This is a genomic window from Phenylobacterium glaciei (assembly GCF_016772415.1).
Lineage (GTDB): Bacteria > Pseudomonadota > Alphaproteobacteria > Caulobacterales > Caulobacteraceae > Phenylobacterium > Phenylobacterium glaciei.
Genome location: NZ_JAGSGD010000001.1, coordinates 2,603,458 through 2,627,937, shown reverse-complemented (window position 1 = coordinate 2,627,937; position 24,480 = coordinate 2,603,458). Strand labels below are relative to the sequence as shown.

Sequence of the window (24,480 nt, the reverse complement as noted above, 5' to 3'; positions counted from 1 at the left end):
TCCTGTGTGTCCCAATCGCGACGTCAGGCCGCCTTTGAGTCCGAAAGCTGGCCCCGCAACACGTCGCGCTGGATCTTGCCCATGGCGTTGCGCGGGATTTCCAAGACCCGCAGCAGACGCGCCTCCCGACCAAGCGCCTGGGTGAAGATCATTCTCAGCGGAGTCAGATCAAGCTCGTCATTCGCCACATAGGCCACGTGGGGCGCGTCGAGCTGCTGTTCGTCCGGGGCGACGAAGGCCGCCGCGTCGAGCACGCCGTCCACCCGCAGGACCAGGGCCTCAAGGCGACCGGCGAGGAACTTGCTGCCGCCGATGTTCATCAGATCGTCGGTTCGGCCCATCACCTGCAGCACCCCGGCGGCGCTGACGGCGCCAAGGTCGCCAGGCCAGAACCATCCATCGCGAAACCGCGCCTCCGACCCCTCGGGGTTGTCGAGGTAGCCGTCCACCAGTTCGTCGCCGCGGATGCGGATTTCCCCGATCTGGCCCGGCGGCAGGACCCTGCCCTCTGGGCTGAGAACCTGCACATCGGCCCAGGGGAACACGAATCCTGCGGCGTCCTCGCCGCCGGCCATGAGTTCAAGGTGGCCAAGCGCCACGCTGCCGGTTTCGGTGGCGCCATAGCTCACCAGGATATTTCGACTGAGGCGCTGGCGAGCGTCGGCCGCCAGGGGCTTGGACAGCGATCCGCCACCGATGCAAAGCGTGAGGTCGGGGTGTGGCACGAAGTCGTCAGGCAGGGCCCGCAGCAACTGCTGCAAGTGATATGGCGCCAACAGGAAGACATCGATCTTCAGCCGGGTGAGGCTCTCGGCCCAGCTGATCGAGTCGTCATGATGGCAAAGCGTGCCGCCAAGCGCCCAGCAAGCGAGGGCCAGCATGAAGCCTCCGATCGAGCCGACGCCGATATTGGAGATCGCGCGCAGGTTGGGCTTCGCAAACACTTTGCTGAGCAGGCTATTGGTGGTCCGACGGTCGATCATGCCGCGGGTCAGCAGAATCTTCTTCGGGGCGCCGGTCGTCCCGGAGGTCACGACGATCCGGCAGGGGTCGTCCAGGGTCCGGCGGCGCTCGGCGGCGAAGCCGGCGTAGGTCAGGGGATAGGCTTCAAGGGTGCGTAGCCAGGCCGCGTCGATCACGTGATGCGGCACGTCGATCGGCGCGAGGGGGGGCTCTCCGCTGAAGAGCACTTCGGCCTTCAGCAGCGTCAAGTCGCCCGGAACGGCCTGTGCGGCGGCGGTGGAGGCGGTCACCACACCCACCGCCTCAAGGCCGAAGGTCAGCACCCAGTGAAGATAGGGATGCTGCACGTTCAGGAGAGCGCGGGCGCCAACCGGGAGGTCCAGCCCCGTCAACCAGTGGGCGCACCTGGCGATATCGACGGCGAGGTCCGAATAGGTGAACTGCTGAAGGGCGGTTTCAATCGCAATGGCGTGGGGGCGTTGGCTCGCCTGAAACGCGATGAGACGCTCGAACATGTACGCACCTGACTCTAGGACGGCGAAGGCCGTCGATACTCATCCTCCAGACGCAAGCGCGATGATATCAACCCATTGATATCATCGCGTTTTCTGCTCGAGAGATGGAGGCTTGATAGCATCGACTGGGCGCGTGACGCATGGCCTTTTCTGGAACGGTGCGAGCTTCCTATGATCCCTGCCAGCCAGCAGGTCTGTCAGCTGACTCGAGCGCGGTCAGCGGGCGACGGCTTGGAGTGCGGACAGGCGACCGAGCCGCAACGGGATGGTGCCGGATACAGGACTCGAACCCGTGACCTTCGGTTTACAAAACCGCTGCTCTACCAGCTGAGCTAATCCGGCGTCTGGTGGCCAGGGGATGCCACGGCCCGCCCCATCCGAGCAAGGAAAAGGCGCTCCCGGCTGACCCGGAAACGCCTTCACCTGTCCCCCGACAGGTCGACTGTCGCTTTGTTGGAGCGCCTGTCGCCAAAACCTGCACGGGTTATGTCGGAGAGTCTGCGACTGCGCAAATCGACCTTGTGTCGCAGCCGGAAAGAGAAAGCCCCGGCGCTCCTTTTCAGGAGCCCGGGGCCAGGGCGACGGCTTAAGTCGGGGGGGCGATTTGCCGTCGCCCCCTATCAATCCGCAGCCCGGGGATCTGTTCCCAAGAAAAATGCCTCACAGGCCGATTTCGTCATCGCGTCCACCGGCGGCCCTGTGATCCTCTGAGGGAAACCGAGGGAGAGCGGCCATGAAGTTCGAAGAGTATCGCCAGCACGACGCCGTGGCCCTGGCCGGATTGGTGGCCAAGGGCGAGGTGTCCGCCGGCGAATTGCTGGAGACCGCCGTCGAACGGATGGCGCAGGTCAATCCGGCCCTCAACGCCGTCACCCTCGACCTCACCGACTTCGGGCGGGCGGAAGCCGGCGCCAAGTCGTCGGGGCCTCTGGCCGGCGTGCCCTTCCTGCTGAAGGACCTGGGCGCCCTGCTGGGCGGAACCGTCACCTCCTCGGGCTCGGCGCTGTTGAAGGACAATGTGGCGGCCGCCGACAGCGCCATCACCAAGGCCTATCGTGACGCAGGCCTGGTAATCTTCGGCAAGACCAACACCCCGGAGTTCGGCCTGATGCCGATCACCGAGAGCACGTTCCTCGGCCCCTGCCGCAATCCCTGGGACGTCTCGCGCACCCCGGGCGGCTCCTCGGGCGGTGCGGCGTCTGCCGTGGCGGCCGGCATCGTGCCGGCGGCCCACGCCAGCGACGGCGGCGGGTCGATCCGCACCCCGGCCTCGGCCTGCGGCCTGTTCGGCATGAAGCCGTCGCGCGGCCGGGTCTCCTTCGCGCCCCTGGGGGAGGGGTGGGGCGGCGCGTCGATCCAGCATGCGGTGACCCGCTCCGTTCGCGACAGCGCCGTGTTGCTGGACATCGTCTGTCAGCCCCAGGTCGGCGATCCCTATTTCCTGGCCGCCCCCTCGCGGCCTTACGCCCAGGAGGTGGGCCGCGCGCCAGGCAGCCTGCGCATCGGCTTCACCACCGCCGCCCTGGCCTCCGACGCCCTCGACCCCGAATGCGCCGCCGCCGTGCTGGACGCCGCCAAGCTCTGCGCCAGCCTGGGCCACACGGTCGAGGAGGTGACCCTGCCCGGGGACCTGGCGGCCATGCAGCAGGGGGCCGGCGACGTCATCGCCGCCAGCATCGCCTCGATCTTCGACACGGAGGCCGAGCGCCGCGGCCGGCCGGTGACCGAGGACGACGTGGAGGTGCTGACCTGGGGCATGTACCGCAGGGGGACCGGTGTCAGCGGCTCGTCCTACGTCCGGGGCCTGGCCGCCATCCACGCCTATGGCCGCGCGGTGGCCGCGATGTTCGAGACCTATGACGTGGTGCTGCTCTCCACCCTGGGCAGCCCGGCCATCCCCATCGGCCATCTGACGGAGGACCTGCGCCAGTTCAGCGAGCGGCTGTTCGCCTTCATGCCCAACACTCAGGCCTTCAACAACACCGGCCAGCCGGCCATGACCGTGCCGCTGGCCTGGTCCAAGGGCGACCTGCCCATCGGCCTGCAGTTCGTCGGCCGCATGGGGGACGAGGCGACGCTGTTCCGCCTGGCGGGCCAGTTGGAGACGGCGCAGCCCTGGTTCGACCGGGTCGCGCCGCTCTAGACCTCGCGCGCGCCGCGCCGCTGCTGGAACAGGTAGGCGCCGATCACCCCCGTGGCCACCAGGCCGATCAGCAGGGTGGAGACCGCGTTGATCTCCGGGCTGACCCCCAGCCGCACCTGGCTGTAGATCCGCATGGGCAGAGTCGTCGCGCCGGGACCTGAGGTGAAGCTGGCGATCACCAGATCATCCAGCGACAGGGTAAAGGCCAGCATCCAGGCTGCTGCCACGGCGGGCGCGATATTGGGCAGGGTGACGGCGAAGAAGGCCTGGAGGGGCGTGCAGCCCAGATCGCGGGCGGCTTCCTCCAGGGCCTTGTCGAAGCTCACTAGGCGGGCCTGCACCACCACGGTGACGTAGCAGAGGGTGACGGTGGCGTGGCTGACGGTCACCGTCCAGAAGCCGCGCGGCAGGCCGAAGGCCACGAACAGCAGCAGCAGGGACAGCCCCAGGATCACCTCTGGCATCACCAGCGGCGCGTAGATCATGCCCGAGAACAGCAGCCGTCCCTTGAACCGTCCCGACCGCACCAGGGCCACGGCCGCCAGGGTTCCAAGGATGGTGGCGATGGTCGCCGAGAGCAGGCCGACCCTCAGGGTCACGCCGATGGCGTCCAGCAGCTGATCGTCCTTCAGCAGGGCTGCGTACCACTTGGTGGAGAACCCACCCCACACCGTCACCAGTCGGCTGGCGTTGAAGGAGTAGATCACCAGCAGGACGATGGGCAGGTACAGGAACGCCAGGCCCGCCGCCACCGACACCCGGTTGAAGGTCGAGGGGCCCTTCATTGGCCCGCCTCGATCATCTTCTGTTGCTGGCGCTGATACAGGAAGATCGGCAGCACCAGGGTCGCGAGCAGGACGATGGCGACCGCCGAGGCGGCCGGCCAGTCGCGATTGGCGAAGAACTCCGTCCAGATGGTCTTGCCCAGCATCAGGGTGCCCGAGCCCCCCAGCAGGTCGGGAATCACGAACTCTCCCACCATGGGGATGAAACAGAGCAGGGCGCCGGCGGCCACGCCGGGCAGGGAGAGCGGAAAGGTCACCCGCCAGAAGGCCTGGGCCGGCGTGCAACCGAGATCGGCGGCGGCCTCCAGCTGGCTCTGGTCCTGCTTTTCCAGCACTGCATAGAGCGGCAGCACCATGAAGGGCAGGTAGGCGTAGACCAGGCCGATATAGACCGCCGTGTCGGTGTTGAGGATGTGCAGCGGGGCGATACCCAGCGGCGCCAGGGCGGCATTCAACAGACCCTGGGGCTTCAGCACCGCGATCCAGGCGTAGACCCGGATCAGAAAGCTCGTCCAGAACGGCAGGATCACCGCCATCAGCAGGGCCTGGCGCTGGGCGGGCGGGAACCGCGACATGCCGTAGGCGATCGGATAGCCGATCAGCAGCAGCAGGCTGGTGGCCACGGCGGCGAACTTCAGGCTCGACAGATAGGAGGCGATATAGAGGCTGTCGCGGGTGAGCCGGGCATAGGTCTCGAAGTCCAGGGCGGCGAAGAAGGCCCGCGCGCCTGCGATCCCCGCAGTCCAGTCGACCCGCGGCGCATAGGGCGGCATGGCCAGGGCGGTGTCCGACAGCGACAGCTTGGCCACCAGGAAGAAGGGGAACAGGAAGAAGACGCCCAGCCACAGGAAGGGGGCGATGGCCGCCAGGCCGCGCCTCGGCTTGGCGCTCACCGGGTCAGCACCACGGCGGCGTCGGGGGCGAAGGTCAGCCAGACGGGGTCGTCGCAGGCGATCGGCCGGGCCACCAGGCGCGACGAATTGGCCCGCGCGGCGCGCACCGTCCGCCCGCTTTCCAGCTCCACGACATAGGTGGTCCAGTCGCCAAGGTAGCCGTAGTCGGCCACCTTGCCGGCCAGCCGGTTGGGACCCTCCTTGGGCGGGTCGAGGTGCAGCTGGATCTTCTCGGGCCGCACGCCGAGCCAGGCGGCGGACCCGACGGGCAGGGCGTCGTCCTCCAGGGCCTCGAAGCCTGCGGCGCAGTCGGCGGTGGTCATCTTCACCACCTTGCCGTCGGCGGCGGTGATCGCGCCCTCGAACAGGTTCACGTCGCCGATGAAGTCGGCCACATAGCGGGAGTTCGGCGTCTCATAGACCTCGGCGGGCCGGCCGATCTGCACGATCTGGCCCTCGCGCATCACCGCGATGCGGTCGGCGGTGACCATGGCCTCCTCCTGGTCGTGAGTGACGATCAGGAAGGTCATGCCCAGCCGCTGCTGCAAGGCGATCAGTTCGAACTGGGTCTCCTCGCGCAGCTTCTTGTCCAGCGCGGCCAGCGGCTCATCCAGCAACAGCATCTTCGGATTGGGGGCGATGGCGCGGGCCAGCGCCACCCGCTGCCGCTGACCGCCGGACAGCTGGTTGGGGCGGCGGCGGGCCAGGCCCTCCAGGCTCACCAGCTCCAGCATCTCCAGCACCCGGTCGGCGATCTGGCCCTTGGACATGCCCTGCTGCTTCAATCCGAAGGCGATGTTCTGTTCGACGGAGAGGTGAGGGAACAGGGCGTAGGACTGGAACATCATGTTCACCGGCCGCTGGTGCGGCGGCATCCCGGCCAAGTCCTGCCCGGCCAGGGTGATGCGGCCGGTGTCCGGGGTCTCGAATCCGGCCAGCAGCCGCATCAGGGTGGTCTTGCCGCAGCCCGAGGGGCCCAGCAGGGCGAAGAACTCGCTCTCATAGATCGAGAGCGAGACGTCATTCACCGCCGTCTCGGTCCCGAACCGCTTGGTCACCCCCTCGAACCGCACCAGCGGCTGCTGGGTCGGATCGGTCCAGGGCGCGAAGCTGGAGCGGACAGCGCCGATGTTGAGGCGCGGCCGCCGCGTCGTGGTCATTGCCCTGTCTGCACCCGGGTCCACTGCCGGTTCACGTCGCGCAGCAGCGCCTGATCCTTGGTGGAGGTGACGAACAGGGTGAGCAACTGGTCCGGCGTCGGGTAGACGTTGGGATTGTCGCGCACCGCCGGATCCACCAGGGCCGTGGCCGCCTTGTTGGCGTTGGCGTACTCGGTGAAGGTCGAGGCCCGGGCGATCACCTCCGGACGCAGCATGTAGTCGAGGAATTTGTAGGCCGCGGCGGCGTTGGGCGCGTCCTTGGGGATGGCGAAGACGTCGAACCAGACCTGGCTGCCTTCCTTGGGCACCACATAGTCGAGGTGCACCTTGTCGCCGGCTTCCGCCGCGCGGCTCTTGGCCTGCAGCATGTCGCCGGAATAGCCGATGGCGATGCAGATATCGCCGTTGGCCAGGGCCTCGATGGACTCCGAGGAGTGGAACTTGCGGACATAGGGCCGGGCCTTCAGGAACATGTCCGTGGCCGCCTGGTAGTCCGCCAGATCCGTGGAATTGGGGTTCTTGCCCAGATAGTTCAGGGCGACGGCGTACATGTCCTCCGACGCGTCGAGCCAGTAGACCCCGCAGTCCTTCAGCTTGGCCAGGTTCTCGGGCTTGAAGACAATGTCCCAGCTGTCGATGGCCACCCCGGGCAGGCGCCGGGCGATGGCCTCCTTGTTGTAGCCGATGCCGATGGTGCCCCACATGTAGGGCACGGTGTACTTCGCCCCCGGATCGAAGGGCTCCATATAGGCCATGATGTCAGGCCAGAGGTTGGCCAGGCCGGCCAGCTTGCTCTTGTCGAGTGGCTGGATCGCGCCGGCGGCGACGTAGCGGGGTATGGTGTGGTTGGAGGGGACGATCAGGTCGTAGCCGGTGTCGCCTTGCAACACCTTGGTCTCGAGGACCTCATTGGAATCAAAGGTGTCGTAGACCACCTTGATGCCGGTTTCCTTGGTGAAGTCGGTGAGGATGGCCGGGTCGATATAGTCCGACCAATTGTAGATATGCAGGGTCTCGGCGCCGCCTTTGCCGCAGGCCGCCAGCACCAGAGCCGCCAGACCGAGCGCGGCTGCGCTCAGCCGCTTCCTCCATACGCTCATCCCAGACTCCCCTTTGCGTCGCGCAAGGTTATAGGGCTGCGGACCGTCGCGTTAAGTGCGAAATCGACGGCGGCCCGGCCGAGGGCGTCGTTCGTCTTCCAGGGATCGTCATCATGCCCCAGCCCGCCCAGATCGATCCCTTCCACGCCATCGGCATCAGCACGCTGGCCCACAAGCTCAAGGCGCAGGGCGCCTCGATCATCCACATGGAGTTCGGCCAGCCCTCGACCGGCGCGCCCCAGGCGGCCATCGCCGTGGCCCATGAGATGTTGGACGCCGACCGCGGCGGCTATTGGGAGAGCGCCCCGCTGCGCGCCCGGATCGCCCGGCACTATCTGGAGACCTACGGGGTCACGGTCGCGCCCGAGCGGATCATCCTGACCTGCGGCGCCTCGCCGGCCCTGGTCCTGGCCCTGGCCTCAGTCTTCAACCCCGGCGACCGCATCGCCCTGGCCCGCCCCGGCTATGTCGCCTATCGCAATACGCTCAAGGCCCTGCACATGGAGCCGGTGGAGATCGCCTGTGGGCCGGAGAGCCGCTTCCAGCTGACCGCCGCGCACCTGGCCGCCCTCGATCCACCGCCTCAGGGCGTCATCGTCGCCAGCCCGGCCAACCCCACCGGCACCATCATCGAGGCCGCCGAACTGGAGGCCATCGCCAAGGTCTGCCGCGAGCGCGGCATCCGTATCGTCTCCGACGAGATCTATCACGGGCTCAGCTATGTGGGCCCGGCGCGCTCGATGCTGGAGTTCGAGCCCGACACCCTGGTGGTCAACAGCTTCTCCAAATATTTCAGTATGGTGGGCTGGCGTCTTGGCTGGCTGCTGGCCCCACAGCGCGACCTCAACCGCGCCCGGGCCTATGTCGGCAACCTGTTCCTCACCGCGCCCTCGCTCAGCCAGCATGTGGGCCTGGCGGCCATGGACGAGCGGGAAGAGCTGGACGGCAATGTCGAGGTCTACCGCGCCAACCGCGACCTGCTGCTGGCGGCCTTGCCGAAGCTCGGCCTGACCCAGATCGCCCCGCCGGACGGCGCCTTCTACATCTATGCCGACATCGGTCACCTGACCCAGGATAGCCTCGAGTTCTGCAAGGACCTGCTGCGCGACACCGGTGTCGCCACCGCCCCGGGCCTCGACTTCGATCCCGTCGAGGGCGGCCACTTCATCCGGCTGAGCTTCGCGGTCTCGACCCCGGAGGTGGAGGAGGCTATCGGCCGCCTGATCCCCTGGTTCGCGGCGCGGGCTGGGTCAGGGTCGCCCCAGTCGCCGGATTAGGACCACACGTCCGCGACGCATCGTCCGTCGCGGGGGAGATCGCTCTTGGTGACGGTGTCGTGGTGGACGATGGGCACGGCGGCGACTGCGTCCGGTTCCATCGCAAGACGCAGGTTCACTGCGCCGTAATTGCGTCCATCCGCGCCGCGACTGGTGGTGAGCCAGGCGACCACGCAGGCACACCGAGCGCAGAAGTGAAAGGCGAGCGACCTGCGATTCCAGACGTAGGTCGCGGTCTCACCCGCGACCGTGAAAGCCTCATCTTCGAAACCATAGGCCCAGAGCGCGCCGTGCCTGCGGCAGATGCTGCAGTTGCACGATGTCGCCGATCTCGGCACGCCCTCGAAGCGCCAGCGCACCGCGCCGCAGTGACAGGCCCCGTCCATCGGCGCTCCTTCACCGTCGACCTAAGCCGCCTTCGCGCGCCCCGGCATCAGGCCCAGGATGGCGCCGGCCACCAGGTAGCTCACCAGCTGGTAGCCCATGTTGATGATCACCAGGTTCGGGGTGAAGCCCATATAGAGGTAGTCGATGGCCATGGTGGTGAAGTTGAAGAAGAACCACACCGCCGCCGCCGCGCCGACCCCGGCCAGGGCGTTGATGCCCATGCGGGCGAACACCCAGCCCAAGCCCAGCACCAGGATGAGCGTGTTCACCACCCCCAGGCTCTGAGTCACCACGACATTGCTCATGTCCGGCTCGCGGCCGACGAAGTCTGTGTAGGCGGTGGTCCAGGCGCCGCCCAGCATCGGCCCGTACCAGAGGAAGCCCAGCACCTCCAGCAGCACCACAGAGATGATCACGGCGATCCAGTTGATGTTCTTGAACATTTGTCAGCCCCCCTAGGTCGGCGCGGCGCCCCTGGCCGCATTGGATACCGAGGTTATGCCGACCTTTGACGCAGGGAAAGGGGCGGGGGCATGCGCGGGCGACTTGGGGAAACCAGATGGGGCGCCCTATAAGCCGGCCTTCCCGACGCTCCTCATTTCGAGTTCCTGCCCATGACCCGCATCCTCATCACCTCGGCCTTGCCCTACATCAACGGGATCAAGCACCTGGGGAACCTGGCGGGCTCCATGCTGCCGGCCGACGTCTATGCCCGGTTCCAGCGGGCGAGGGGGCGCGAGACCCTCTACATCTGCGCCACCGACGAGCACGGCACGCCGGCTGAGCTGGGCGCCGCGGCGCTGGGCCAGGACGTGCGGGCCTATTGCGACGACCAGCACCAGATTCAGCGCGGCCTCTATGCCGGCTTCGGCATCAGCTTCGACCACTTCGGCCGCTCGTCCTCGCTGCAGAACCGCACCCTGACCCAGCGCTTCGCCCAGGGGCTGTGGGAGGCGGGCTTCATCGAGGGGCGGGTGACCAAGCAGGTCTATTCCAACGCCGACAAGCGCTTCCTGCCCGACCGCTACGTGGTCGGCACCTGCCCGCACTGCGGCTACAACGCCGCCCGCGGCGACCAGTGCGACAACTGCACCCGCCAGCTTGATCCGGTGGACCTGATCCATCCGCGCTCGTCGGTCTCGGGCTCGGAAGACATCGAGATCCGCGACAGCCTGCACCTGTTCCTCAAGCAGACCGCCTTCGACGGCAAGCTGCGCGACTGGATCACCGACAAGAAGGGCAAGTGGCCGGTGCTGGTCACCTCCACGGCGCTGAAGTGGCTGGACGAGGGCCTGCAGGACCGGGGCATCACCCGGGATCTGGAGTGGGGCGTGCCGGTCAACGCCGCCGACTGGGGTCCCAACCCGGCCGGCGAGCGGCCCGACGTGGCGGGCCTGGCCGGCAAGGTCTTCTATGTCTGGTTCGACGCTCCGATCGAGTACATCGCCGCCACCTGGGAATGGTCGGCCGCCAAGCCCGGCGCCGATCCGGCCAGCGAGACCGAGTACGAGAGCTGGTGGCGCGGCCCCGCCGCCTCCGACGTCAGCTATGTGGAGTTCATGGGCAAGGACAACGTGCCCTTCCACACCGTGGGCTTCCCCTGCACCCTGTTCGGCTCCAACGAGACCAAGACCGCCGACGGTTCCTGGCGGCCGTCGTCGAATGCGCCCTGGAAGCTGGTGGATACGCTGAAGGGCTTCAACTGGCTGAACTATTACGGCGGCCGGTTCTCCACGACGCACCAGCGCGGAGTGTTCATCGACGCCGCGCTGGAGATCCTGCCGGCTGACTACTGGCGCTGGTGGATCGTGGCCAATGCGCCGGAGAGCAGCGACGCCATGTTCACCTGGGAGCAGTTCCAGGCCCAGGTGAACGCCGATCTGGCCGATGTGCTGGGCAACTTCGTCAACCGCATCCTGAAGTTCACCGAGACCCGCTTCGAAGGCGTGGTCCCCGCGGGCGGCGAACCCGGCCCGCTGGAGGACAAGCTCCATGCCGACGTCGCCGCCAAGCTTGCCGAGCTGAACGAGCAGATGGAGGCCATCGACTTCCGCAAGGCGACACAGGCTCTGCGGCAGCTCTGGGTGCTGGGCAACCAGTATCTGACCGAGGCTGCCCCCTGGACCGCCATCAAGACCGACCCGGCCCGGGCCGCCGTCGCGGTGCGTACGGGCCTGAACCTGGTGGCGTTGTTCGCCAAGGTGTCGGAGCCCTTCATCCCCTTCGCCGCCGAGAAGATCGCCGGCGGGGTGGGAGAGGCCTATCCTGGCCAGTGGCCGACGGGGGAGGGCGCCGCGGTGCTCGACATCCTGCCGGCCGGCCGGCCGGTCGCCGCGCCCGAGGTGCTGTTCAAGAAGATCGAGAACGACCAGGTCGCCGCCTGGCTGGAACGCTTCGGCGGGCCTGAGCCAGTCGAGGCTGACGGCTAGGCCCCGGCGAACCACCGCATTCGGTAGGCGTTCATCGCCGTCTCGCCGAGGCGATCCAGCAGGCGGTAGTTGACGAAGGCGCCCACCGGGGCGCCGATCACCGGGATCATCTGGGCCAGCTTGGCCAGGTCGATATAGTCCCGGTACTCCTGCTGAAACCTGCGCCAGTCCAGGCTCTCCAGGCCGCCGTCGGCCATCGCCTGGGCGCTGTCCCAATCGGCGAGCGCCTCATAGGCCTCAGGTCGGCGCGAGGCGCTGGAGAAGGCCAGGCTGAAGATCCGCAGGATGTAGAGCCGCTCGGCCAGGTCGTCGCCGGAATGACCGTAGATGGCCGCCAGATCAAACAGCAGCTTGATCTTCAGCCCGATCAGCACCGGGAAGTCCGCCGCCGCCAGCAGAAAGCCGCCGGCCCCCGCCACGCCGCCCTCGGCCGCCGCGGTGGTGCGCCAGGCCATGATCTTGTCGCGGGCCTGGGCCTCGCGGGCCCGCAGGGTGGCGCCCTGCACCGGCGGCGGGCTGGTGTAGTCCGCGCCGGTGACGATGGCGCGGATCATCTGCTCCATGGCCGCGGTGATGACCCCGTGCACCTTCTCCGGGATAAGGTTGTTGATGGTGTCTTGCATGTTGCGGGCGGCCTTGTCGAAGGGGCCGGCGGGCTTCAGCACGCTCTCGCGCCAGGCGGCCATTTCGGCCTGGACCTGGGTGTCATAGGCGGTGTCGACGATCTCAGTCATGCCGCTGGGTGTGAACGGACCGCCCCGAACCCGCAAGCCCGCTTGCGTCGCCATACCCACAGCTCGAAAACAGAACCGACCTCGCGGAAAGCTCTCGCCTCCCGATCCAAGCCTCGCCATAAAGCGCCCATTCAACGGCGCACTGACGCCGGTCACGCGAGGAAACCCCATTGCGCAATCTATTCAGCGTTGAAGGCAAGGTCGTTCTGGTCACCGGCGGCAGCCGCGGCATCGGGGAGATGATCGCCCGCGGCTACGTGGAAAACGGCGCCAAGGTGTACATCTCCTCGCGCAAGGCCGAGGTCTGCGACCGGGTGGCCGAGGAACTGTCGGAGTTCGGGACCTGCATCTCCCTGCCTTTCGACCTGGGGGGCATGGCCGGCATCGAGGGCCTGGCCGCCGCCATCGCCGAGCGCGAGGAAAAGCTCCATGTCCTGGTCAACAACGCCGGCGCCACCTGGGGCGCGCCCATCGACGAATTCCCGGAGAGCGGCTGGGACAAGGTGGTGGATCTCAACACCAAGTCGGTCTTCTTCCTGACCCAGAAGCTGCTGCCCAAGTTGCGCGCCGCGGCCACCCACGAGGACCCGGCCCGGGTGATCAACATCGCCTCGGTGAACGGCATCGAGCCCCCTGGCCTGGAGACCTATTCCTATTCCACCTCCAAGGCCGGCTGCATCATGCTGACCCGCCACCTGGCCAAGCGCCTGGCGCCTGAGCATATCTGCGTCAACGCCATCGCGCCGGGTCCCTTCCCCAGCCACATGATGGCCGCGACCCTGGCCCGGGCCGGCGACGCCATCGCCAAGGGCAATCCGCGCGGCCGCATCGGCACGCCGGAAGACATCGCCGGCGTGGCGATCTTCCTGTCCTCGCGGGCCTCGGCCTACACCACCGGCACGACCGTCCCCTGCGACGGCGGCTCGGCCGAATTCTAAGCTAGGTGGCCCGCCGTATCGGCCCTATCAGGGTCGGCATGGCGGGCGGTTGGCTGATCGGCGTGATGGTGCAGGCTCCGGAGGAGAAGGCCTTTCTGCGCCATTACTACGCCGTCGGCTTCGAGGACCGCGCCAAGGCCGAGTGGACCGGCGTCGATCACGCGTTGAAGGCCGGCATCGTCGCCTCCAGCCCGGTGGCGGGGCTAGAGCCCGTCCAGGCCATCGCCCAAGTCCCGGCCACCATGATGAAGACCCTGGGCCTCGCCGACGGTCAGGTCCGGGCGCTCGGCTGGCAGTATCCCCGCCGCTGGATCATTCCGCACCTGACGGTCTGAAGCGCCCCTTGCGTGAGAAGTTGGCCCTGCGGAGCAGGGTCGGATGAGGGGGCGATGCGCCCATGCGCCAAAATCTCCAACGTCATCCCGGCCGCAGCGCAGCGGAGAGCCGGGACCGCGAAGCGGCGGCGCGGAGCAGCCACCCAGGGGCGCTGCGCACGGCCCCTGGGTCCCGGATCGGCCTATCGGCCGTCCGGGATGACGGGAGTTGTCCTGATGAGGGAGCGTGATCCCCTATCCGACCGGTCGCCGACCGGCCTCTCGACCCCTTGCGTGAGAAGGACTTAGACCTTAGCCAAAACCGCCCTGGCCGCCGCAACCCCGGTGGCGAAACAGGCCTGCAGCAGGTAGCCGCCGGTGGGCGCTTCCCAGTCGAGCATCTCGCCGGCCACATAGACATTCGCGCGCGCCTTCAGCATCAAGTGCTCATCCACCGCGTTCAGGCGGACGCCGCCTGCGGTTGAGATGGCCCGCGCAAGCCCCTGTAAACCCGTCAGTTTCAGCGGCGCACGCTTGATGGCGGCGGCGAGATCGGCGGGCAGGGCGACGCCGTGCGCCTCGCGCAGCAGATTGATCTCCAGGGGCGAGAGATTGGCGGCCTTGCGCAGGAAGGTGGCCGCCGATTGGCCACTGCGCGGACGGTCCAGCCGGGCGGTCAGTTGCGCGGCCGACAGGTCAGGGCGCAGGTCGATCTCCACCGTGGTCGAGCCCTCCGCCGCGACGGCCGCGCGCAGGTCTGACGACAGGGCGTAGATCGCGCCGCCCTCGATGCCATAGCCGGCCACCACCGCCTCGCCACGCACGGTGCGGCGGCCATGGGTGATGGCGATGGCCTTCAACGGCTGCCCCGCGAACCGCTCCCGGAAGACCGGGCTCCAGTCCACCAGGAAGCCGCCATTGGCCGGTTCGAAGGCCGCCAGCGCCACGCCCTGACCCGCCAGCACCGAGGCCCAGGCGCCGTCGGACCCCAGCTTGGCCCAGCTCGCCCCGCCCAGGGCGAGGACAGTCGCGGCGGGGCGCGCGATCTCGCCGTTTTCGAAGGTCAGGGCGCCATGGTCGTCCCAGCCGGTCCAGGTCATGCGGGTCCGGAAGGTGACGCCCTGGGCGTCCAGCCGGGCCAGCCAGGCGCGGAGCAGGGGCGACGCCTTCAGGCTTTTCGGAAACACCCGGCCGCTGGAGCCGACGAAGGTCGGCTGGTCCAGGCCCTGCGCCCAGGCGATCAGGTCGGCGGGCGTGAAGGCCTCCAGCAACGGCTTCAGCGTCTTGCCCGCCGCGCCATAGCGGCCGAGGAACGGCCGGAGGTCCTCGGAATGGGTGAGGTTCAGCCCGCCGCGCCCGGCCATCAGGAACTTGCGGCCCAGGCTTGGCATCCGCTCATAGACAGTGACGGAGCGCCCTGCCGCGCTCAGCACCTCGGCGGCCATCAGGCCCGACGGTCCGCCGCCGATCACTGCCATCGTCTCGTCCATGCCGGGGGTTTAGCCGAGGCCGCCGCCCACGTCCGCAATCTGTCATCTCAGGGTCGGCGGAATGTGCGACACTGGGAGTCCAACGCAGGGGCCCCACCATGAAACCGCCGTCCAAGGATAACCCTCGCACCTATGCGCCGCCGACCCCGAAGGTCGCGCGCATGAAACCCGGCAAGGTGCTGACCGCCGCCGAGAAGGCGCAGTTCCTGGCCTCACGGCCCGACCTGAAGAAGTAGGGAAACCGCAGGACAGCCCCCGGGGGACGTGGGTCGGGGACTTTCCTGCTAGAGCCTTTCAGGGTCAGATGGAATCATCTGACCCGTTCAAAAAGGCTCTAAATTCAAAAGTTTAGAGCGCGTCGGACGGGTTAGCCGGACACCACCTAACCCTGACGCGCTCTTGGCGACTGGAGTGTTGGGGCTCGTCGCAAGACTCCCATCGCCAATGGCCCAGCTTGGTTCCCGCAGGGGCGTTTTGCGCAGATGAACAGGCGGCGCCGAGCCCTGTTCAGACCGGGTTCAAGCGCGTCCCGCCATTGTCCAAATCAAGGCCGGACGTCATTCCCGTCCCTCAACGCGACGCCCGGTCCCACGGCGCGCCAGGCTCCCTCCCGGGCTTGGCGCGCCGTCAGCTTTTCAGGGGTGAAGCGTAGGGAAGGCGGCCTTGCCCTCCAGGCAATTCCAGAGAAAGGCCGCCAGGCCCAGGTCGTGGCGATCGGCGGGATCGAGATCGGCCAAGCGCAGGCGCTCCTCAGCCGTACTTCTTCGGAGTCAGCAGGCTCCACTGCCATCGCAGCGCTCGGATCTGCAGGCGGGCGACCTTGACCGTTTCCGGCGTGGCCGCCTTGGCGATCTCCCAGGCCAGCTCGATACGGGCCTCGGCCTGCGCCTGCCGGGCCAGGCGATACAGGCTGCGGAAGTGGTCGTGTTCGCGCAGCCAGTTGTAAAGGGTCGAGGCGGCCGGCATCGCCGGATCGGCGGCGATGGACTTCAGCGGTTCGCCCTGCGCCAGGCGTTCGCAGATCAGCTCGCCCAGCGCGGCGGTGTAGCTGCTGCCGCGCACGTCGCCCATCCGTGGCTGCCGGCGCAGGCGCACCCAACGATCATGCTTCAGCCGAGCGGTCTCGTCGCGGATCTGGCGGCTGCGCGCCGCCGTCCGCGCCGCGTCGAACAGCAGGCCAAAGTCGGGGCGGGTCTTGACCCAGTAATAGACCGTGGCCCGGCTGGGCATGGTCGTCTGCCGGCAGATGTCGGCGACGCTCTCCCCATCCTCGATGCGCGCGCAGATGAATTCGCCGATCTCGGGCGTGTATTGGCTGATCCGATCCCAGCGCCGCTGATAGGTCGGACCGGCTTCATAGGCCGTTGGATCAGACATGAGGGGCCTGGAGAGAGGGCCACTCAGGATGCTACGGCAGCGCTTCTCGCGCAAGAACAAACGCAGAACTTTTCGCTCTGACGGTGTTTATCCTGTCAGTGTTTCTCAGGCTTGATGTCCAGCGGCGCTGGCATGACGGCGTTGTAGGCCGGGGCGTGTCCCAGTTGGTGCAGGGCGTCGCGATGGCCCTCCCAGATCATGTGCAGGGCCACATAGAGCACGATCAGCAGCCCGACATAGCCGATCCAGCGGTGACGGTGCAGCAGGCTGGCGATCCAGCTCGCGGCCACGCCCATCAGGGCGACGGAGAAGATCAGGCCGAACACCAGGACCGACGGATGTTCCCGCGCCGCGCCGGCCACGGCCAGGACATTGTCCAGGCTCATGGAGAGGTCGGCGGCGAGGATCTGCAGGAAGGCGGCGCGGAAGGTCTTGGCGGGTTTGACCGGGGCGTGCTCGGCCAGGGCGTCGGCCTGGGCGTGGGTGGCCTGCTCGCGCAGCTCCCGCCACATCTTCCAGCAGACCCAGAGCAGCAGCAGGCCGCCCGCGAGCATCAGGCCGATGACCCCCAGCAGCTGGGTGGTGATCAAAGCAAAGCCGATCCGCATGATCACCGCGGCCACCAGGCCCCAGAAGATCACCTTGCGGCGCTGTTCGGCGGGCAGGCCGCCGGCGGCCAGGCCCACGGCCACGGCGTTGTCGCCCGCCAGGACCAGGTCGATCATCATCACCTGCAGGAATGCCGTGATGGCGCCCCACGCGCCGCCGTCGAGCAGGTCGCCCATCAGTGCGGCTTACGGGCGGCGTGCCCGGCCACCTCGGTCGCGGTGATATCGAGCGCGCCGGGCATGACGGCGTTGTAGGCGTCCACCTTGCCGAGATCGAGGACCACCGTGCGATGCCCCTCCCAGACCATGTGCAGGGCGACATAGAGGACGATGGCGAGGCCGACATAGCCGATCCAGCGGAAACGGTGCAGCAGCTTGGCGATCCAGCTGGCGGCCACCCCCATCAGGGTGATGGAGATCAGCAGGCCCGCCACCAGCACCTTGGGGTGCTCGCGGGCCGCGCCGGCCACGGCCAGGACATTGTCCAGGCTCATGGTCAGGTCTGCGATCAGGATCTGCACCAGGGCCGCGCCGAGGGTCTTGGCCTTGGCGGCGTGCTTGGGCTGGCCGCCGATGGTGACGCCGGTGGCGTCCTCAAGGGCGCGCTCGCCCTCAGCGGAAGCCTCGCGGCCCTGCTCGGCGAGTTCGTGCCACATCTTCCAGCAGACCCAGAGCAGCAGGAAGCCGCCGGCCAGCAGCAGGCCCACCACGTTCAGAAGCTGGACGGTGATCAGGGCGAAGCCGATCAGCATCACCACCGCGCCGGCCAGGCCCAGGATGATGGCCTTCTTGCGCTGCTTCTCGGGCAGGCCGGCCGCCGACAGGCCCACGGCCACGGCGTTGTCGCCGGCCAGGGCCAGGTCGATCATGACGACTTGGAAGAAGGCGGTGACGGCGCCGGCGGCAGGCAGGTGAATAGCTAGGGACATGGCCCCTCAATGCGGCGCCCCGTGCGGCAGGGCAAGATCAAGGACGCTCCGCGAACCCTCAGTCGGTCGACCGACCAACGACGCGCCAGGGCAGGGTCTGGCCCGCATGGAAGGGGACTACCTTCGACGGCGTGTTGGTGATCTCGCCGGGAACCTCGAACGGCGCCCGTTCCAGGGTCACGGTTCCGGGGTTCAGGGGCAGGCCATAGAACCTGGGGCCGTGCTCGGAGGCAAAGGCTTCCAGGCGGTCCAGCGCGCCTTCCTCGTCAAAGGTCTTGGCGTAGCTTTCCAGGGCGTAGGGCGCATTGAAGATGCCGGCGCAACCGCAGGCGGCCTCCTTGTCGGCCGCAGGGTGCGGCGCGGAATCGGTGCCCAGGAAGAACTTCGCCGAGCCGGAGGTGGCGGCCTTGCGCAGGGCTAGGCGGTGCGGCTCGCGCTTGGCGACCGGCAGGCAGTACATGTGGGGGCGGATGCCGCCCTCGAACATGGCGTTGCGATTGATCGCCAGGTGGTGCGGCGTGATGGTCGCCGCGACATTGGGGCCGCTGGCCTCCACGAAGGCGGCGGCTTCCGTCGTGGTGATGTGTTCGACCACGATCTTCAGGGCCGGGAAGTCCGAGGTGAGCTTCGATAGCACCTGGGCGATGAAGAAGGCCTCGCGATCGAAGATGTCGACCTCTTGGCTGGTCACCTCACCATGCACCAGCAGCGGCATGCCGATCCGCTGCATCGCCTCCAGCACGCCGTGGATATTGGCGATGTCGGTGACGCCGTGGGCGGAGTTGGTGGTGGCGTGGGCGGGGTACAGCTTGCAGGCGGTGAACACGCCCTCGGTGAAGCCCCGCTCCACCTCGGCCGGGTCGATGCCGTCGGTCAGATAGCAGGTCATCAGGGGGGTGAAGTTCGACCCCGTCGGCAGGGCCGCGATGATGCGCTCCCGGTAGGCCTGAGCGGCCGCCACGGTGGTGACCGGCGGGCTGAGGTTGGGCATGACGATGGCGCGCGCGAACTGGCGGGCGGTGTAGCCGACGACGCCTTCCAGCATCGCGCCGTCGCGCAGGTGCACATGCCAGTCGTCGGGCGCGCGCAGGACGATCCGCGTCGGGGCTTGGCCCAGCTCTGTCGTCGGCGATGTCGGCATGGCGTGGTTCCCGGACGCCGCCCCGGATGTGGGGCGGCGTCGCTAGGTAACATAGCCGTCGTTCGAGTCTCTAGGTCCGGGCAGGCCGCAGAAGGCCTGGCCGGTCCCTAGTGGGCGTGTTCCGGCTCTTTGTGGTGCTCGGCGGCGTGCCCATGATCGTCATGGGCCGCATGAGCGTCATGGCCGTGGCCGTCGTGACCGTGGTCGTCATGGGCGACGGCGTGGGTCTCGGCATGACCGTGGTCGTCGTGGGCCGCGGCGTGTCCGTGATCGTCGTGGGCCGCGTGTCCGTGATCGTCGGCGGCATGGCCGTGGTCGGCCGCCGTGGCGTGACCGTGGTCGTCGTGTGCAGCGGCGTGGCCGTGATCATCGTGGGCGGCGTGTCCGTGATCGTCGTGCGCTGCGTGGCCGTGGTCGGCGGTGGCGTGGCCATGGTCATCGTGCGCGTTATGGCCGTGGCCGTCGCCATGGCCTTCGTCATGGTGATGCGAGGCGATGGCGCCGGCGATCGCCGCGCCAGCCGCCGCGGCGGCCAGGGGGGCGGCGATGCCGTGGTGGTGCTCTTCCTCAGGCTCGGAATGCGAGGTCGCGCCATTGTCGGTCATGGTGCGGAACTTGCGGCGACGCTCGGCCCGGCGACGGCTTTCACCGGCGCCGCGGGCCAGGGCGATCAGCAAGGCCAGGGCGGCGAGAACCAGGGCCCCGGCCACCACCTTGTTGGAGGGCACGCGGCCGACGCCGGGCACCGAGATGTCCTTCATGCCCGGAATGGTCAGCTTGCTCAGTAGACCCTTGAAGCTGAAGCCCTTCTTCACCGGAGCTTCCGGCATCACGGCGGCGAGCGCCTGTTCGAGGCTGGCCAGTGAGAAGGTCATCGCGGGCTTCACGCCGGTGAGCTTGGCGTCGACGTCGGCCTTCAGAGGCCCACGTTCGCCGGCGCCAGGCTTGACCTGCCAGTTGAAGGCGGCGGCTTCGCCGGTCTTCAGCTTGGCGGTCTGCGGACCGTTGGGGGTGATCTCATAGCCGGTCCCCGACAGGGTCGCGGTGACCTCGGCCTTCTTGGCGGCCTTGGTCAGGCCAAGCTTGGCGGCTTCGCGCTGGATCGTGGCCAGCAGGGTCTGGGGCAGGGTCAGGCTGACCGCGCCCGGCTGGCCCTTGGTGACCGCGTCCGGCACGGTGAGCTTGGAGCCCGAGGCCACTTCGCCGCCGACGGCGGTCTGCAGTTTGGCGAGCTTGGCGTCGGCGGGCACGGGCAGGCCGGTGGCCGGGAAGCTGGGCTGGGGCGCTTTAGCCAAGGCCGGGACGGGCTTGGGGGCGGGCGCAGGCTTGGCCTGTTCGATCGCCTTGAGCGGCGCCACGGCGATCACCGGCTTGGCGACCGGCGCGACCGGCTTGGCGGCCACGACCATCGGCTTGGCGGCCGGCTTGGCGGCGACCACCGGATGGGCGGCGGGACGGGCCGGCACGGCCTTGGCCGGCGCGTAATAGGCCGGCGCCGGGTGACGGACCCGGCTGCTGGAGCTGACATAGGCCCGAGGCGCGTAGCGGGCTCCATAGACCAGGCGGCGCTCACGGGCCGACATGTCTTCCGGATTGGGCACCGGCCGCATGGCGGTCACCAGTACGCCGTCGGCGCGGCGGTAGGTGACGAGGCGGTTCACATAGCGCGACGGGGCGCGATAGGGGGTGGCTTCGGCATACGGGCCGGGGGGGCCACCGGCCAGGCCGCTGTCGTCAGAGCGGGCCCCCGGGGCGCCGCCCATCAGTTCGGGCGGGGGGGCTTGGGTATAGGCGTCCGGGGGCGGGGCGACTTCATGGGAGGTCGGTCCGCTGCAGCCCGCAAGGGTCAGCACCGCAATCGACGTACCACGCAACATCCACTTGGTAATCATAATCGCCATTGGGGCCCCCATCCCATGCCGAGATCAGGGCCGCACTCTGGCCCTAAACCTTAACAGTTACGCAACAGACCACGCCCTGAGACCGAAAGCAAAAGCCTGAATCGTGTCGCGGGTGTTCGATTCGCCTCAGGCGCGAATTCGGGCCGCTTCATAGAGCGCCACCGCCGCCGCCGCGGACACGTTGAGGCTCTCAAACCCGCCTGGCATCGGGATCTTGCCCAACGCATCACAATGTTCGGCGACAAGCCGGCGCAGGCCGTCACCCTCCGACCCCAGAACCAGGACGGTGGGCGCGCCGTCGAGGGCGTCCTCCAGGGACTGGGGCGCCGAACCATCCAGCCCCACGGCCCGCCAGCCGAGATCGGCCAGGGTCTCAAGCGCCCGCGACAGGTTCACGACGTGAGACGTCGGGATCTGGTCCACCGCCCCGGCGGCGGCCTTGGCCAGGGCCCCGGTCAGCTTGGGGGCATGACGGTCCTGCAGGATGACCCCGCTGGCCCCGAAGGCCGCGGCCGAGCGCAGGATCGCGCCGACGTTCTGCGGATCGGTCACCTGATCCAGCATCAATATGACCGCGCCGCGCTTGGCCTCGAAGTCTTCCAGGGCCACCGAATCCAGCAGGGCGATCTGCACGGCCAGGCCCTGGTGGACCGCGCCGCTGGGCAGGTTGTGGCTGATGACGCCGTTTTCCACGATTTCCAGCGCCGGGTTCTTACCGAATCGGGCGGTGAGCTCCTTGGCCCGGTCCGGCGTGGCCAGCAGCCGGTCGGCCGGTTCGCGGGCCGGATTGGCCAGGGCGGCGCTCACCGCGTGCCAGCCCCACAGCCAGTCGTCGGACACGGCGTCACGCCGTCCGGGACTGCGTCCGCGGGCCCCGTTTTTAGAACCCTTCCAGGGCGCGTTGCGTTCGTTGTGTGACGACACTATAAGGCGCTCTCCAAATCGGGGACCGGACTGGTTTTCCGCTGCTCGTGCCCGGCTTTAACACCGGTCGCGCCGATCAGCGGTAGGTTTTGTTCGGCCTTCGGTGAGGCTCCGAGCGCGCTGGGGGAATGTCCCGAGTGGCAAAGGGGGGGGACTGTAAATCCCCTGGCGTACGCCTTCGTAGGTTCGAGTCCTACTTCCCCCACCACGCGCCGGAGCGACACTCTCTATGGAGGCTCGCACACGAGCACCCACCTCGGCGGGTATAGCACAATGGTAGTGCAGCAGCCTTCCAAGCTGAATACGCGGGTTCGATTCCCGCTACCCGCTCCATCTCTCAAACGCCCGTAGGATCCCATGGCCAAGGAAAAGTTCGAACGCAATAAGCCGCACTGCAACATCGGCACGATTGGTCACGTTGACCATGGCAAGACGACGCTGACGGCTGCGATCACGATTACGCTGGCCAAGGCCGGTGGCGCGAAGGCGATGAACTACGCCGATATTGACGCGGCTCCGGAAGAGAAGGCGCGTGGGATCACGATCAACACCGCGCACGTGGAATATGAGACGGTCAACCGTCACTACGCCCACGTCGACTGCCCTGGCCACGCTGACTATGTGAAGAACATGATCACCGGCGCGGCGCAGATGGACGGCGCGATCCTGGTGGTTTCGGCCGCTGATGGTCCGATGCCGCAGACCCGCGAGCACATCCTGCTGGCCCGTCAGGTCGGCGTGCCGGCCCTGGTGGTCTATATGAACAAGGTCGACCTGGTGGACGACTCCGAGCTGCTGGAACTGGTGGAGATGGAGGTGCGCGAGCTCCTGTCGTCGTATCAGTTCCCGGGCGACGACATTCCGATCACCATGGGCTCGGCCAAGGTGGCCATCGACGGCGGCGATCCGAAGATCGGTGAAGAGTCGATCCTGGCGCTGATGAAGACGGTGGACGAATACATCCCGCAGCCGGAGCGTCCGGTGGATCTGCCGTTCCTGATGCCGGTGGAAGACGTCTTCTCGATCTCGGGCCGCGGCACGGTTGTGACCGGCCGGATCGAAAAGGGCATCGTGAAGGTTGGCGAGGAAGTCGAGATCGTCGGCATCCGTCCCGTCCAGAAGACCATCTGCACGGGCGTGGAAATGTTCCGCAAGCTGCTGGACCAAGGTCAAGCCGGCGACAACGTGGGCGTGCTGCTGCGCGGCACCAAGCGTGAAGACGTCGAGCGCGGCCAGGTTCTCTGCAAGCCGGGCTCGATCACCCCGCACACCAAGTTCGTGGCCGAGGCCTATATCCTGACCAAGGAAGAGGGCGGCCGTCACACTCCGTTCTTCACCAACTACCGTCCTCAGTTCTACTTCCGGACCACCGACGTGACCGGGATCATCAAGCTGAAGGAAGGCGTGGAAATGATCATGCCGGGCGACAACGCTGAGCTGGACGTGGAGCTGATCACCCCGATCGCCATGGACCAGGGCCTGCGCTTCGCCATCCGCGAAGGCGGCCGCACCGTCGGCGCCGGCGTCGTGGCCAAGATCGTCGAGTAGGTCATCTAAGACCCGTCATCCCGGCCAACGAAGGGCGTAAGCCCGAAGGCCGAGCCGGGAGACTTCGACCCAAAGATCAGGGCCGTCCGGGGAAACCCGGGCGGCCCTTCTCTTTATGCGGGACGCGGCGGGCCCGACTCGGGTTCGCCCGTCGCGGGATTGGTCAGGGTCTTGGCGTTGCGGCTCGAATCCTTGGCTCCCGGGGGCTCTGTGGCCGGGCGGGGCGGAGAGGTGGGCTTCATGTCCTCGTCGCGGGTCTTGGCGGCGTTGGGGTCTCGGGCTGGCATGGGATTTCCTGAAGGGACGGGGCCTTACGGAAACGCAGGCCCGGGTCGCTTCGATCCGCGCGCCGCGACTATTGCTTGGGGCGACGGCCACTGCTAAACGACCCGGCTCTAGCGATGAGCACGCGCCGGAAGCCTTTCCGGCGCGATGTTCATTGTCCGGAGGCCGCCCTGACCAGGGGGTGGATCGTAGGAGTGTAGCTCAGCTGGTAGAGCATCGGTCTCCAAAACCGAGGGTCGTGGGTTCGAGTCCCTCCGCTCCTGCCAATCTATATGTAGGTCCAAGGGCGCGGAGGTCCGCCGCCCGTATAAGAGAGTGTCGAGCGCCTATATGGCCAGGAAACCAGGTTCCACGCCGCAAGCGATGAAGAACCGCGCCGCCAAGACGGCCGCGGTGATCGCGCCTGCCTCGGCCCTGGCGCAGGCTGCGCCGAAGAAGAAGACCAGCCCCGCCCAATTCTTTCGGGAAGTCCGCGCCGAGGCGCGCAAGATCACCTGGACGACCCGCAAGGAGACCTGGATCACCTCGGTGATGGTGGGGATCATGGTGGTGCTGGCCGCGACGTTCTTCTCCCTGGTGGATGGGGCCCTGACCCTCGCCATGGCCTTCCTCCTCAAGCTCGCGAACGCGGGATAGACG

24 protein-coding genes and 4 tRNA genes are annotated in these 24,480 nt (G+C 67.7%); 11 read left to right on the top strand and 17 right to left on the bottom strand.

Annotated features, from left to right (window positions below; translation table 11 throughout):
* Positions 1-23: 23 nt before the first annotated feature.
* Entirely contained in the window at positions 24-1,478 is a 1,455-nt protein-coding gene (locus tag JKL49_RS12935) for a class I adenylate-forming enzyme family protein (protein WP_215341008.1), read from the bottom strand.
* A gap of 266 nt (positions 1,479-1,744) precedes the next feature.
* Positions 1,745-1,820: transfer RNA gene (locus JKL49_RS12930), tRNA-Thr, on the bottom strand.
* Between the two features lie 391 nt (positions 1,821-2,211).
* Here JKL49_RS12930 and JKL49_RS12925 point away from each other — a divergent pair.
* Positions 2,212-3,621: an amidase gene (locus JKL49_RS12925; protein ID WP_215341007.1), complete on the top strand. Its 1,410-nt coding sequence runs from the start codon at positions 2,212-2,214 to the stop codon at positions 3,619-3,621.
* On the opposite strand, the gene JKL49_RS12920 is transcribed toward JKL49_RS12925, so the two are convergent.
* From JKL49_RS12920 to JKL49_RS12905, 4 genes are read right to left on the bottom strand one after another with little or no spacing between them, the layout of a single operon-like run.
* Positions 3,618-4,406, bottom strand: coding sequence for an ABC transporter permease (locus JKL49_RS12920; RefSeq protein WP_215341006.1), 789 nt, complete (start codon positions 4,404-4,406; stop codon positions 3,618-3,620). The two genes, JKL49_RS12925 and JKL49_RS12920, sit on opposite strands and share 4 nt — an antisense overlap.
* Positions 4,403-5,299, bottom strand: a complete 897-nt coding sequence (locus JKL49_RS12915) for an ABC transporter permease (RefSeq protein WP_215341005.1) — start codon at positions 5,297-5,299, stop codon at positions 4,403-4,405. The genes JKL49_RS12920 and JKL49_RS12915 overlap by 4 nt, the downstream gene beginning before the upstream one ends.
* Positions 5,296-6,459, bottom strand: coding sequence for an ABC transporter ATP-binding protein (locus JKL49_RS12910; RefSeq protein ID WP_215341004.1), 1,164 nt, complete (start codon positions 6,457-6,459; stop codon positions 5,296-5,298). Before JKL49_RS12910 ends, JKL49_RS12915 begins: the two co-directional genes overlap by 4 nt.
* Complete coding sequence (locus JKL49_RS12905; protein ID WP_215341003.1) at positions 6,456-7,559, bottom strand: polyamine ABC transporter substrate-binding protein; 1,104 nt, start codon at positions 7,557-7,559, stop codon at positions 6,456-6,458. The genes JKL49_RS12910 and JKL49_RS12905 overlap by 4 nt, the downstream gene beginning before the upstream one ends.
* 113 nt (positions 7,560-7,672) lie before the next feature.
* Between JKL49_RS12905 and JKL49_RS12900 the strand changes: the two genes are divergently transcribed.
* On the top strand, positions 7,673-8,836 hold the full coding sequence (locus tag JKL49_RS12900) for an aminotransferase class I/II-fold pyridoxal phosphate-dependent enzyme (protein ID WP_215341002.1): 1,164 nt from the start codon (positions 7,673-7,675) through the stop codon (positions 8,834-8,836).
* Here JKL49_RS12900 and JKL49_RS12895 read toward each other — a convergent pair.
* A complete protein-coding gene (locus tag JKL49_RS12895; protein WP_215341001.1) occupies positions 8,833-9,222 on the bottom strand; it encodes a GFA family protein in 390 nt (129 codons plus the stop codon). The genes JKL49_RS12900 and JKL49_RS12895 overlap by 4 nt on opposite strands.
* A 21-nt stretch (positions 9,223-9,243) precedes the next feature.
* Entirely contained in the window at positions 9,244-9,666 is a 423-nt protein-coding gene (locus JKL49_RS12890) for a DUF1761 domain-containing protein (protein WP_215341000.1), read from the bottom strand.
* Positions 9,667-9,837: 171 nt separating this feature from the next.
* On the opposite strand from JKL49_RS12890, the gene metG reads away from it, so the two are divergent.
* Positions 9,838-11,652, top strand: coding sequence for a methionine--tRNA ligase (gene metG, locus JKL49_RS12885; RefSeq protein ID WP_215340999.1), 1,815 nt, complete (start codon positions 9,838-9,840; stop codon positions 11,650-11,652).
* On the opposite strand, the gene JKL49_RS12880 is transcribed toward metG, so the two are convergent.
* A complete protein-coding gene (locus JKL49_RS12880; protein WP_215340998.1) occupies positions 11,649-12,386 on the bottom strand; it encodes an EcsC family protein in 738 nt (245 codons plus the stop codon). The genes metG and JKL49_RS12880 overlap by 4 nt on opposite strands.
* A gap of 170 nt (positions 12,387-12,556) precedes the next feature.
* Here JKL49_RS12880 and JKL49_RS12875 point away from each other — a divergent pair, with 170 nt between their 5' ends.
* Both JKL49_RS12875 and JKL49_RS12870 read left to right on the top strand, forming a co-directional pair.
* Positions 12,557-13,324, top strand: coding sequence for an SDR family oxidoreductase (locus JKL49_RS12875; RefSeq protein WP_215340997.1), 768 nt, complete (start codon positions 12,557-12,559; stop codon positions 13,322-13,324).
* Between the two features lie 38 nt (positions 13,325-13,362).
* The gene (locus JKL49_RS12870; RefSeq protein WP_215340996.1) at positions 13,363-13,659 is read left to right on the top strand and encodes a hypothetical protein; all 297 of its coding nucleotides are present in this window, start codon (positions 13,363-13,365) and stop codon (positions 13,657-13,659) included.
* Positions 13,660-13,943: 284 nt separating this feature from the next.
* Here the strand turns inward: JKL49_RS12870 and JKL49_RS12865 are convergent, their stop codons facing one another.
* On the bottom strand, positions 13,944-15,128 hold the full coding sequence (locus tag JKL49_RS12865) for a BaiN/RdsA family NAD(P)/FAD-dependent oxidoreductase (protein ID WP_215340995.1): 1,185 nt from the start codon (positions 15,126-15,128) through the stop codon (positions 13,944-13,946).
* A gap of 98 nt (positions 15,129-15,226) precedes the next feature.
* Here JKL49_RS12865 and JKL49_RS12860 point away from each other — a divergent pair, with 98 nt between their 5' ends.
* Positions 15,227-15,364, top strand: coding sequence for a hypothetical protein (locus JKL49_RS12860; RefSeq protein WP_215340994.1), 138 nt, complete (start codon positions 15,227-15,229; stop codon positions 15,362-15,364).
* 514 nt (positions 15,365-15,878) lie between these two features.
* On the opposite strand, the gene JKL49_RS12855 is transcribed toward JKL49_RS12860, so the two are convergent.
* The 6 genes from JKL49_RS12855 to rlmB all read right to left on the bottom strand — a co-directional run bounded on the left by JKL49_RS12855 (position 15,879) and on the right by rlmB (position 22,008).
* Positions 15,879-16,505: a terminase small subunit-like protein gene (locus JKL49_RS12855; protein ID WP_215340993.1), complete on the bottom strand. Its 627-nt coding sequence runs from the start codon at positions 16,503-16,505 to the stop codon at positions 15,879-15,881.
* 95 nt (positions 16,506-16,600) lie between these two features.
* Positions 16,601-17,290, bottom strand: a complete 690-nt coding sequence (locus JKL49_RS12850; RefSeq protein WP_215340992.1) for a TerC family protein — start codon at positions 17,288-17,290, stop codon at positions 16,601-16,603.
* The gene (locus JKL49_RS12845) at positions 17,290-18,042 is read right to left on the bottom strand and encodes a TerC family protein (RefSeq protein ID WP_215340991.1); all 753 of its coding nucleotides are present in this window, start codon (positions 18,040-18,042) and stop codon (positions 17,290-17,292) included. The genes JKL49_RS12850 and JKL49_RS12845 overlap by 1 nt, the downstream gene beginning before the upstream one ends.
* A 58-nt stretch (positions 18,043-18,100) precedes the next feature.
* On the bottom strand, positions 18,101-19,183 hold the full coding sequence (pyrC, locus tag JKL49_RS12840; protein ID WP_215340990.1) for a dihydroorotase: 1,083 nt from the start codon (positions 19,181-19,183) through the stop codon (positions 18,101-18,103).
* 107 nt (positions 19,184-19,290) lie between these two features.
* The gene (locus tag JKL49_RS12835; protein WP_249778081.1) at positions 19,291-21,084 is read right to left on the bottom strand and encodes a stalk-specific protein X; all 1,794 of its coding nucleotides are present in this window, start codon (positions 21,082-21,084) and stop codon (positions 19,291-19,293) included.
* 126 nt (positions 21,085-21,210) lie between these two features.
* Positions 21,211-22,008 carry a 23S rRNA (guanosine(2251)-2'-O)-methyltransferase RlmB gene (rlmB, locus tag JKL49_RS12830; RefSeq protein ID WP_215340988.1) on the bottom strand — a complete coding sequence of 266 codons (798 nt, stop codon included), beginning with the start codon at positions 22,006-22,008 and terminating at the stop codon, positions 21,211-21,213.
* Positions 22,009-22,130: 122 nt separating this feature from the next.
* On the opposite strand from rlmB, the gene JKL49_RS12825 reads away from it, so the two are divergent.
* From JKL49_RS12825 to tuf, 3 genes are all read left to right on the top strand, one after another.
* Positions 22,131-22,216, top strand: a tRNA-Tyr gene (locus JKL49_RS12825).
* 51 nt (positions 22,217-22,267) lie between these two features.
* Positions 22,268-22,341, top strand: a tRNA-Gly gene (locus JKL49_RS12820).
* 24 nt (positions 22,342-22,365) lie between these two features.
* Entirely contained in the window at positions 22,366-23,556 is a 1,191-nt protein-coding gene (tuf, locus tag JKL49_RS12815; protein ID WP_215340974.1) for an elongation factor Tu, read from the top strand.
* A gap of 113 nt (positions 23,557-23,669) precedes the next feature.
* Here tuf and JKL49_RS12810 read toward each other — a convergent pair whose 3' ends face one another.
* Entirely contained in the window at positions 23,670-23,843 is a 174-nt protein-coding gene (locus tag JKL49_RS12810) for a hypothetical protein (protein ID WP_215340987.1), read from the bottom strand.
* 188 nt (positions 23,844-24,031) lie between these two features.
* Between JKL49_RS12810 and JKL49_RS12805 the strand changes: the two genes are divergently transcribed.
* A tRNA-Trp gene (locus tag JKL49_RS12805) sits at positions 24,032-24,107 on the top strand.
* A gap of 64 nt (positions 24,108-24,171) precedes the next feature.
* A complete protein-coding gene (secE, locus tag JKL49_RS12800; RefSeq protein WP_215340986.1) occupies positions 24,172-24,477 on the top strand; it encodes a preprotein translocase subunit SecE in 306 nt (101 codons plus the stop codon).
* The last annotated feature ends 3 nt before the right edge of the window (positions 24,478-24,480 follow it).

What these genes read in the sequence shown, in the direction of transcription:
- JKL49_RS12920 (WP_215341006.1), bottom strand. Translation starts at nt 4,406, where the DNA reads ATGAAGGGCCCCTCGACCTTCAACCGGGTGTCGGTGGCGGCGGGCCTG.
- JKL49_RS12845 (WP_215340991.1), bottom strand. Translation starts at nt 18,042, where the DNA reads ATGTCCCTAGCTATTCACCTGCCTGCCGCCGGCGCCGTCACCGCCTTC.
- pyrC (WP_215340990.1), bottom strand. Translation starts at nt 19,183, where the DNA reads ATGCCGACATCGCCGACGACAGAGCTGGGCCAAGCCCCGACGCGGATC.
- JKL49_RS12895 (WP_215341001.1), bottom strand. Translation starts at nt 9,222, where the DNA reads ATGGACGGGGCCTGTCACTGCGGCGCGGTGCGCTGGCGCTTCGAGGGC.
- tuf (WP_215340974.1), top strand. Translation starts at nt 22,366, where the DNA reads ATGGCCAAGGAAAAGTTCGAACGCAATAAGCCGCACTGCAACATCGGC.
- JKL49_RS12835 (WP_249778081.1), bottom strand. Translation starts at nt 21,084, where the DNA reads ATGGCGATTATGATTACCAAGTGGATGTTGCGTGGTACGTCGATTGCG.
- JKL49_RS12890 (WP_215341000.1), bottom strand. Translation starts at nt 9,666, where the DNA reads ATGTTCAAGAACATCAACTGGATCGCCGTGATCATCTCTGTGGTGCTG.
- JKL49_RS12935 (WP_215341008.1), bottom strand. Translation starts at nt 1,478, where the DNA reads ATGTTCGAGCGTCTCATCGCGTTTCAGGCGAGCCAACGCCCCCACGCC.
- JKL49_RS12870 (WP_215340996.1), top strand. Translation starts at nt 13,363, where the DNA reads ATGGCGGGCGGTTGGCTGATCGGCGTGATGGTGCAGGCTCCGGAGGAG.
- JKL49_RS12865 (WP_215340995.1), bottom strand. Translation starts at nt 15,128, where the DNA reads ATGGACGAGACGATGGCAGTGATCGGCGGCGGACCGTCGGGCCTGATG.
- JKL49_RS12810 (WP_215340987.1), bottom strand. Translation starts at nt 23,843, where the DNA reads ATGCCAGCCCGAGACCCCAACGCCGCCAAGACCCGCGACGAGGACATG.
- JKL49_RS12880 (WP_215340998.1), bottom strand. Translation starts at nt 12,386, where the DNA reads ATGACTGAGATCGTCGACACCGCCTATGACACCCAGGTCCAGGCCGAA.
- JKL49_RS12860 (WP_215340994.1), top strand. Translation starts at nt 15,227, where the DNA reads ATGAAACCGCCGTCCAAGGATAACCCTCGCACCTATGCGCCGCCGACC.
- secE (WP_215340986.1), top strand. Translation starts at nt 24,172, where the DNA reads ATGGCCAGGAAACCAGGTTCCACGCCGCAAGCGATGAAGAACCGCGCC.
- metG (WP_215340999.1), top strand. Translation starts at nt 9,838, where the DNA reads ATGACCCGCATCCTCATCACCTCGGCCTTGCCCTACATCAACGGGATC.
- JKL49_RS12910 (WP_215341004.1), bottom strand. Translation starts at nt 6,459, where the DNA reads ATGACCACGACGCGGCGGCCGCGCCTCAACATCGGCGCTGTCCGCTCC.
- JKL49_RS12850 (WP_215340992.1), bottom strand. Translation starts at nt 17,290, where the DNA reads ATGGGCGACCTGCTCGACGGCGGCGCGTGGGGCGCCATCACGGCATTC.
- JKL49_RS12855 (WP_215340993.1), bottom strand. Translation starts at nt 16,505, where the DNA reads ATGTCTGATCCAACGGCCTATGAAGCCGGTCCGACCTATCAGCGGCGC.
- JKL49_RS12905 (WP_215341003.1), bottom strand. Translation starts at nt 7,559, where the DNA reads ATGAGCGTATGGAGGAAGCGGCTGAGCGCAGCCGCGCTCGGTCTGGCG.
- JKL49_RS12900 (WP_215341002.1), top strand. Translation starts at nt 7,673, where the DNA reads ATGCCCCAGCCCGCCCAGATCGATCCCTTCCACGCCATCGGCATCAGC.
- JKL49_RS12925 (WP_215341007.1), top strand. Translation starts at nt 2,212, where the DNA reads ATGAAGTTCGAAGAGTATCGCCAGCACGACGCCGTGGCCCTGGCCGGA.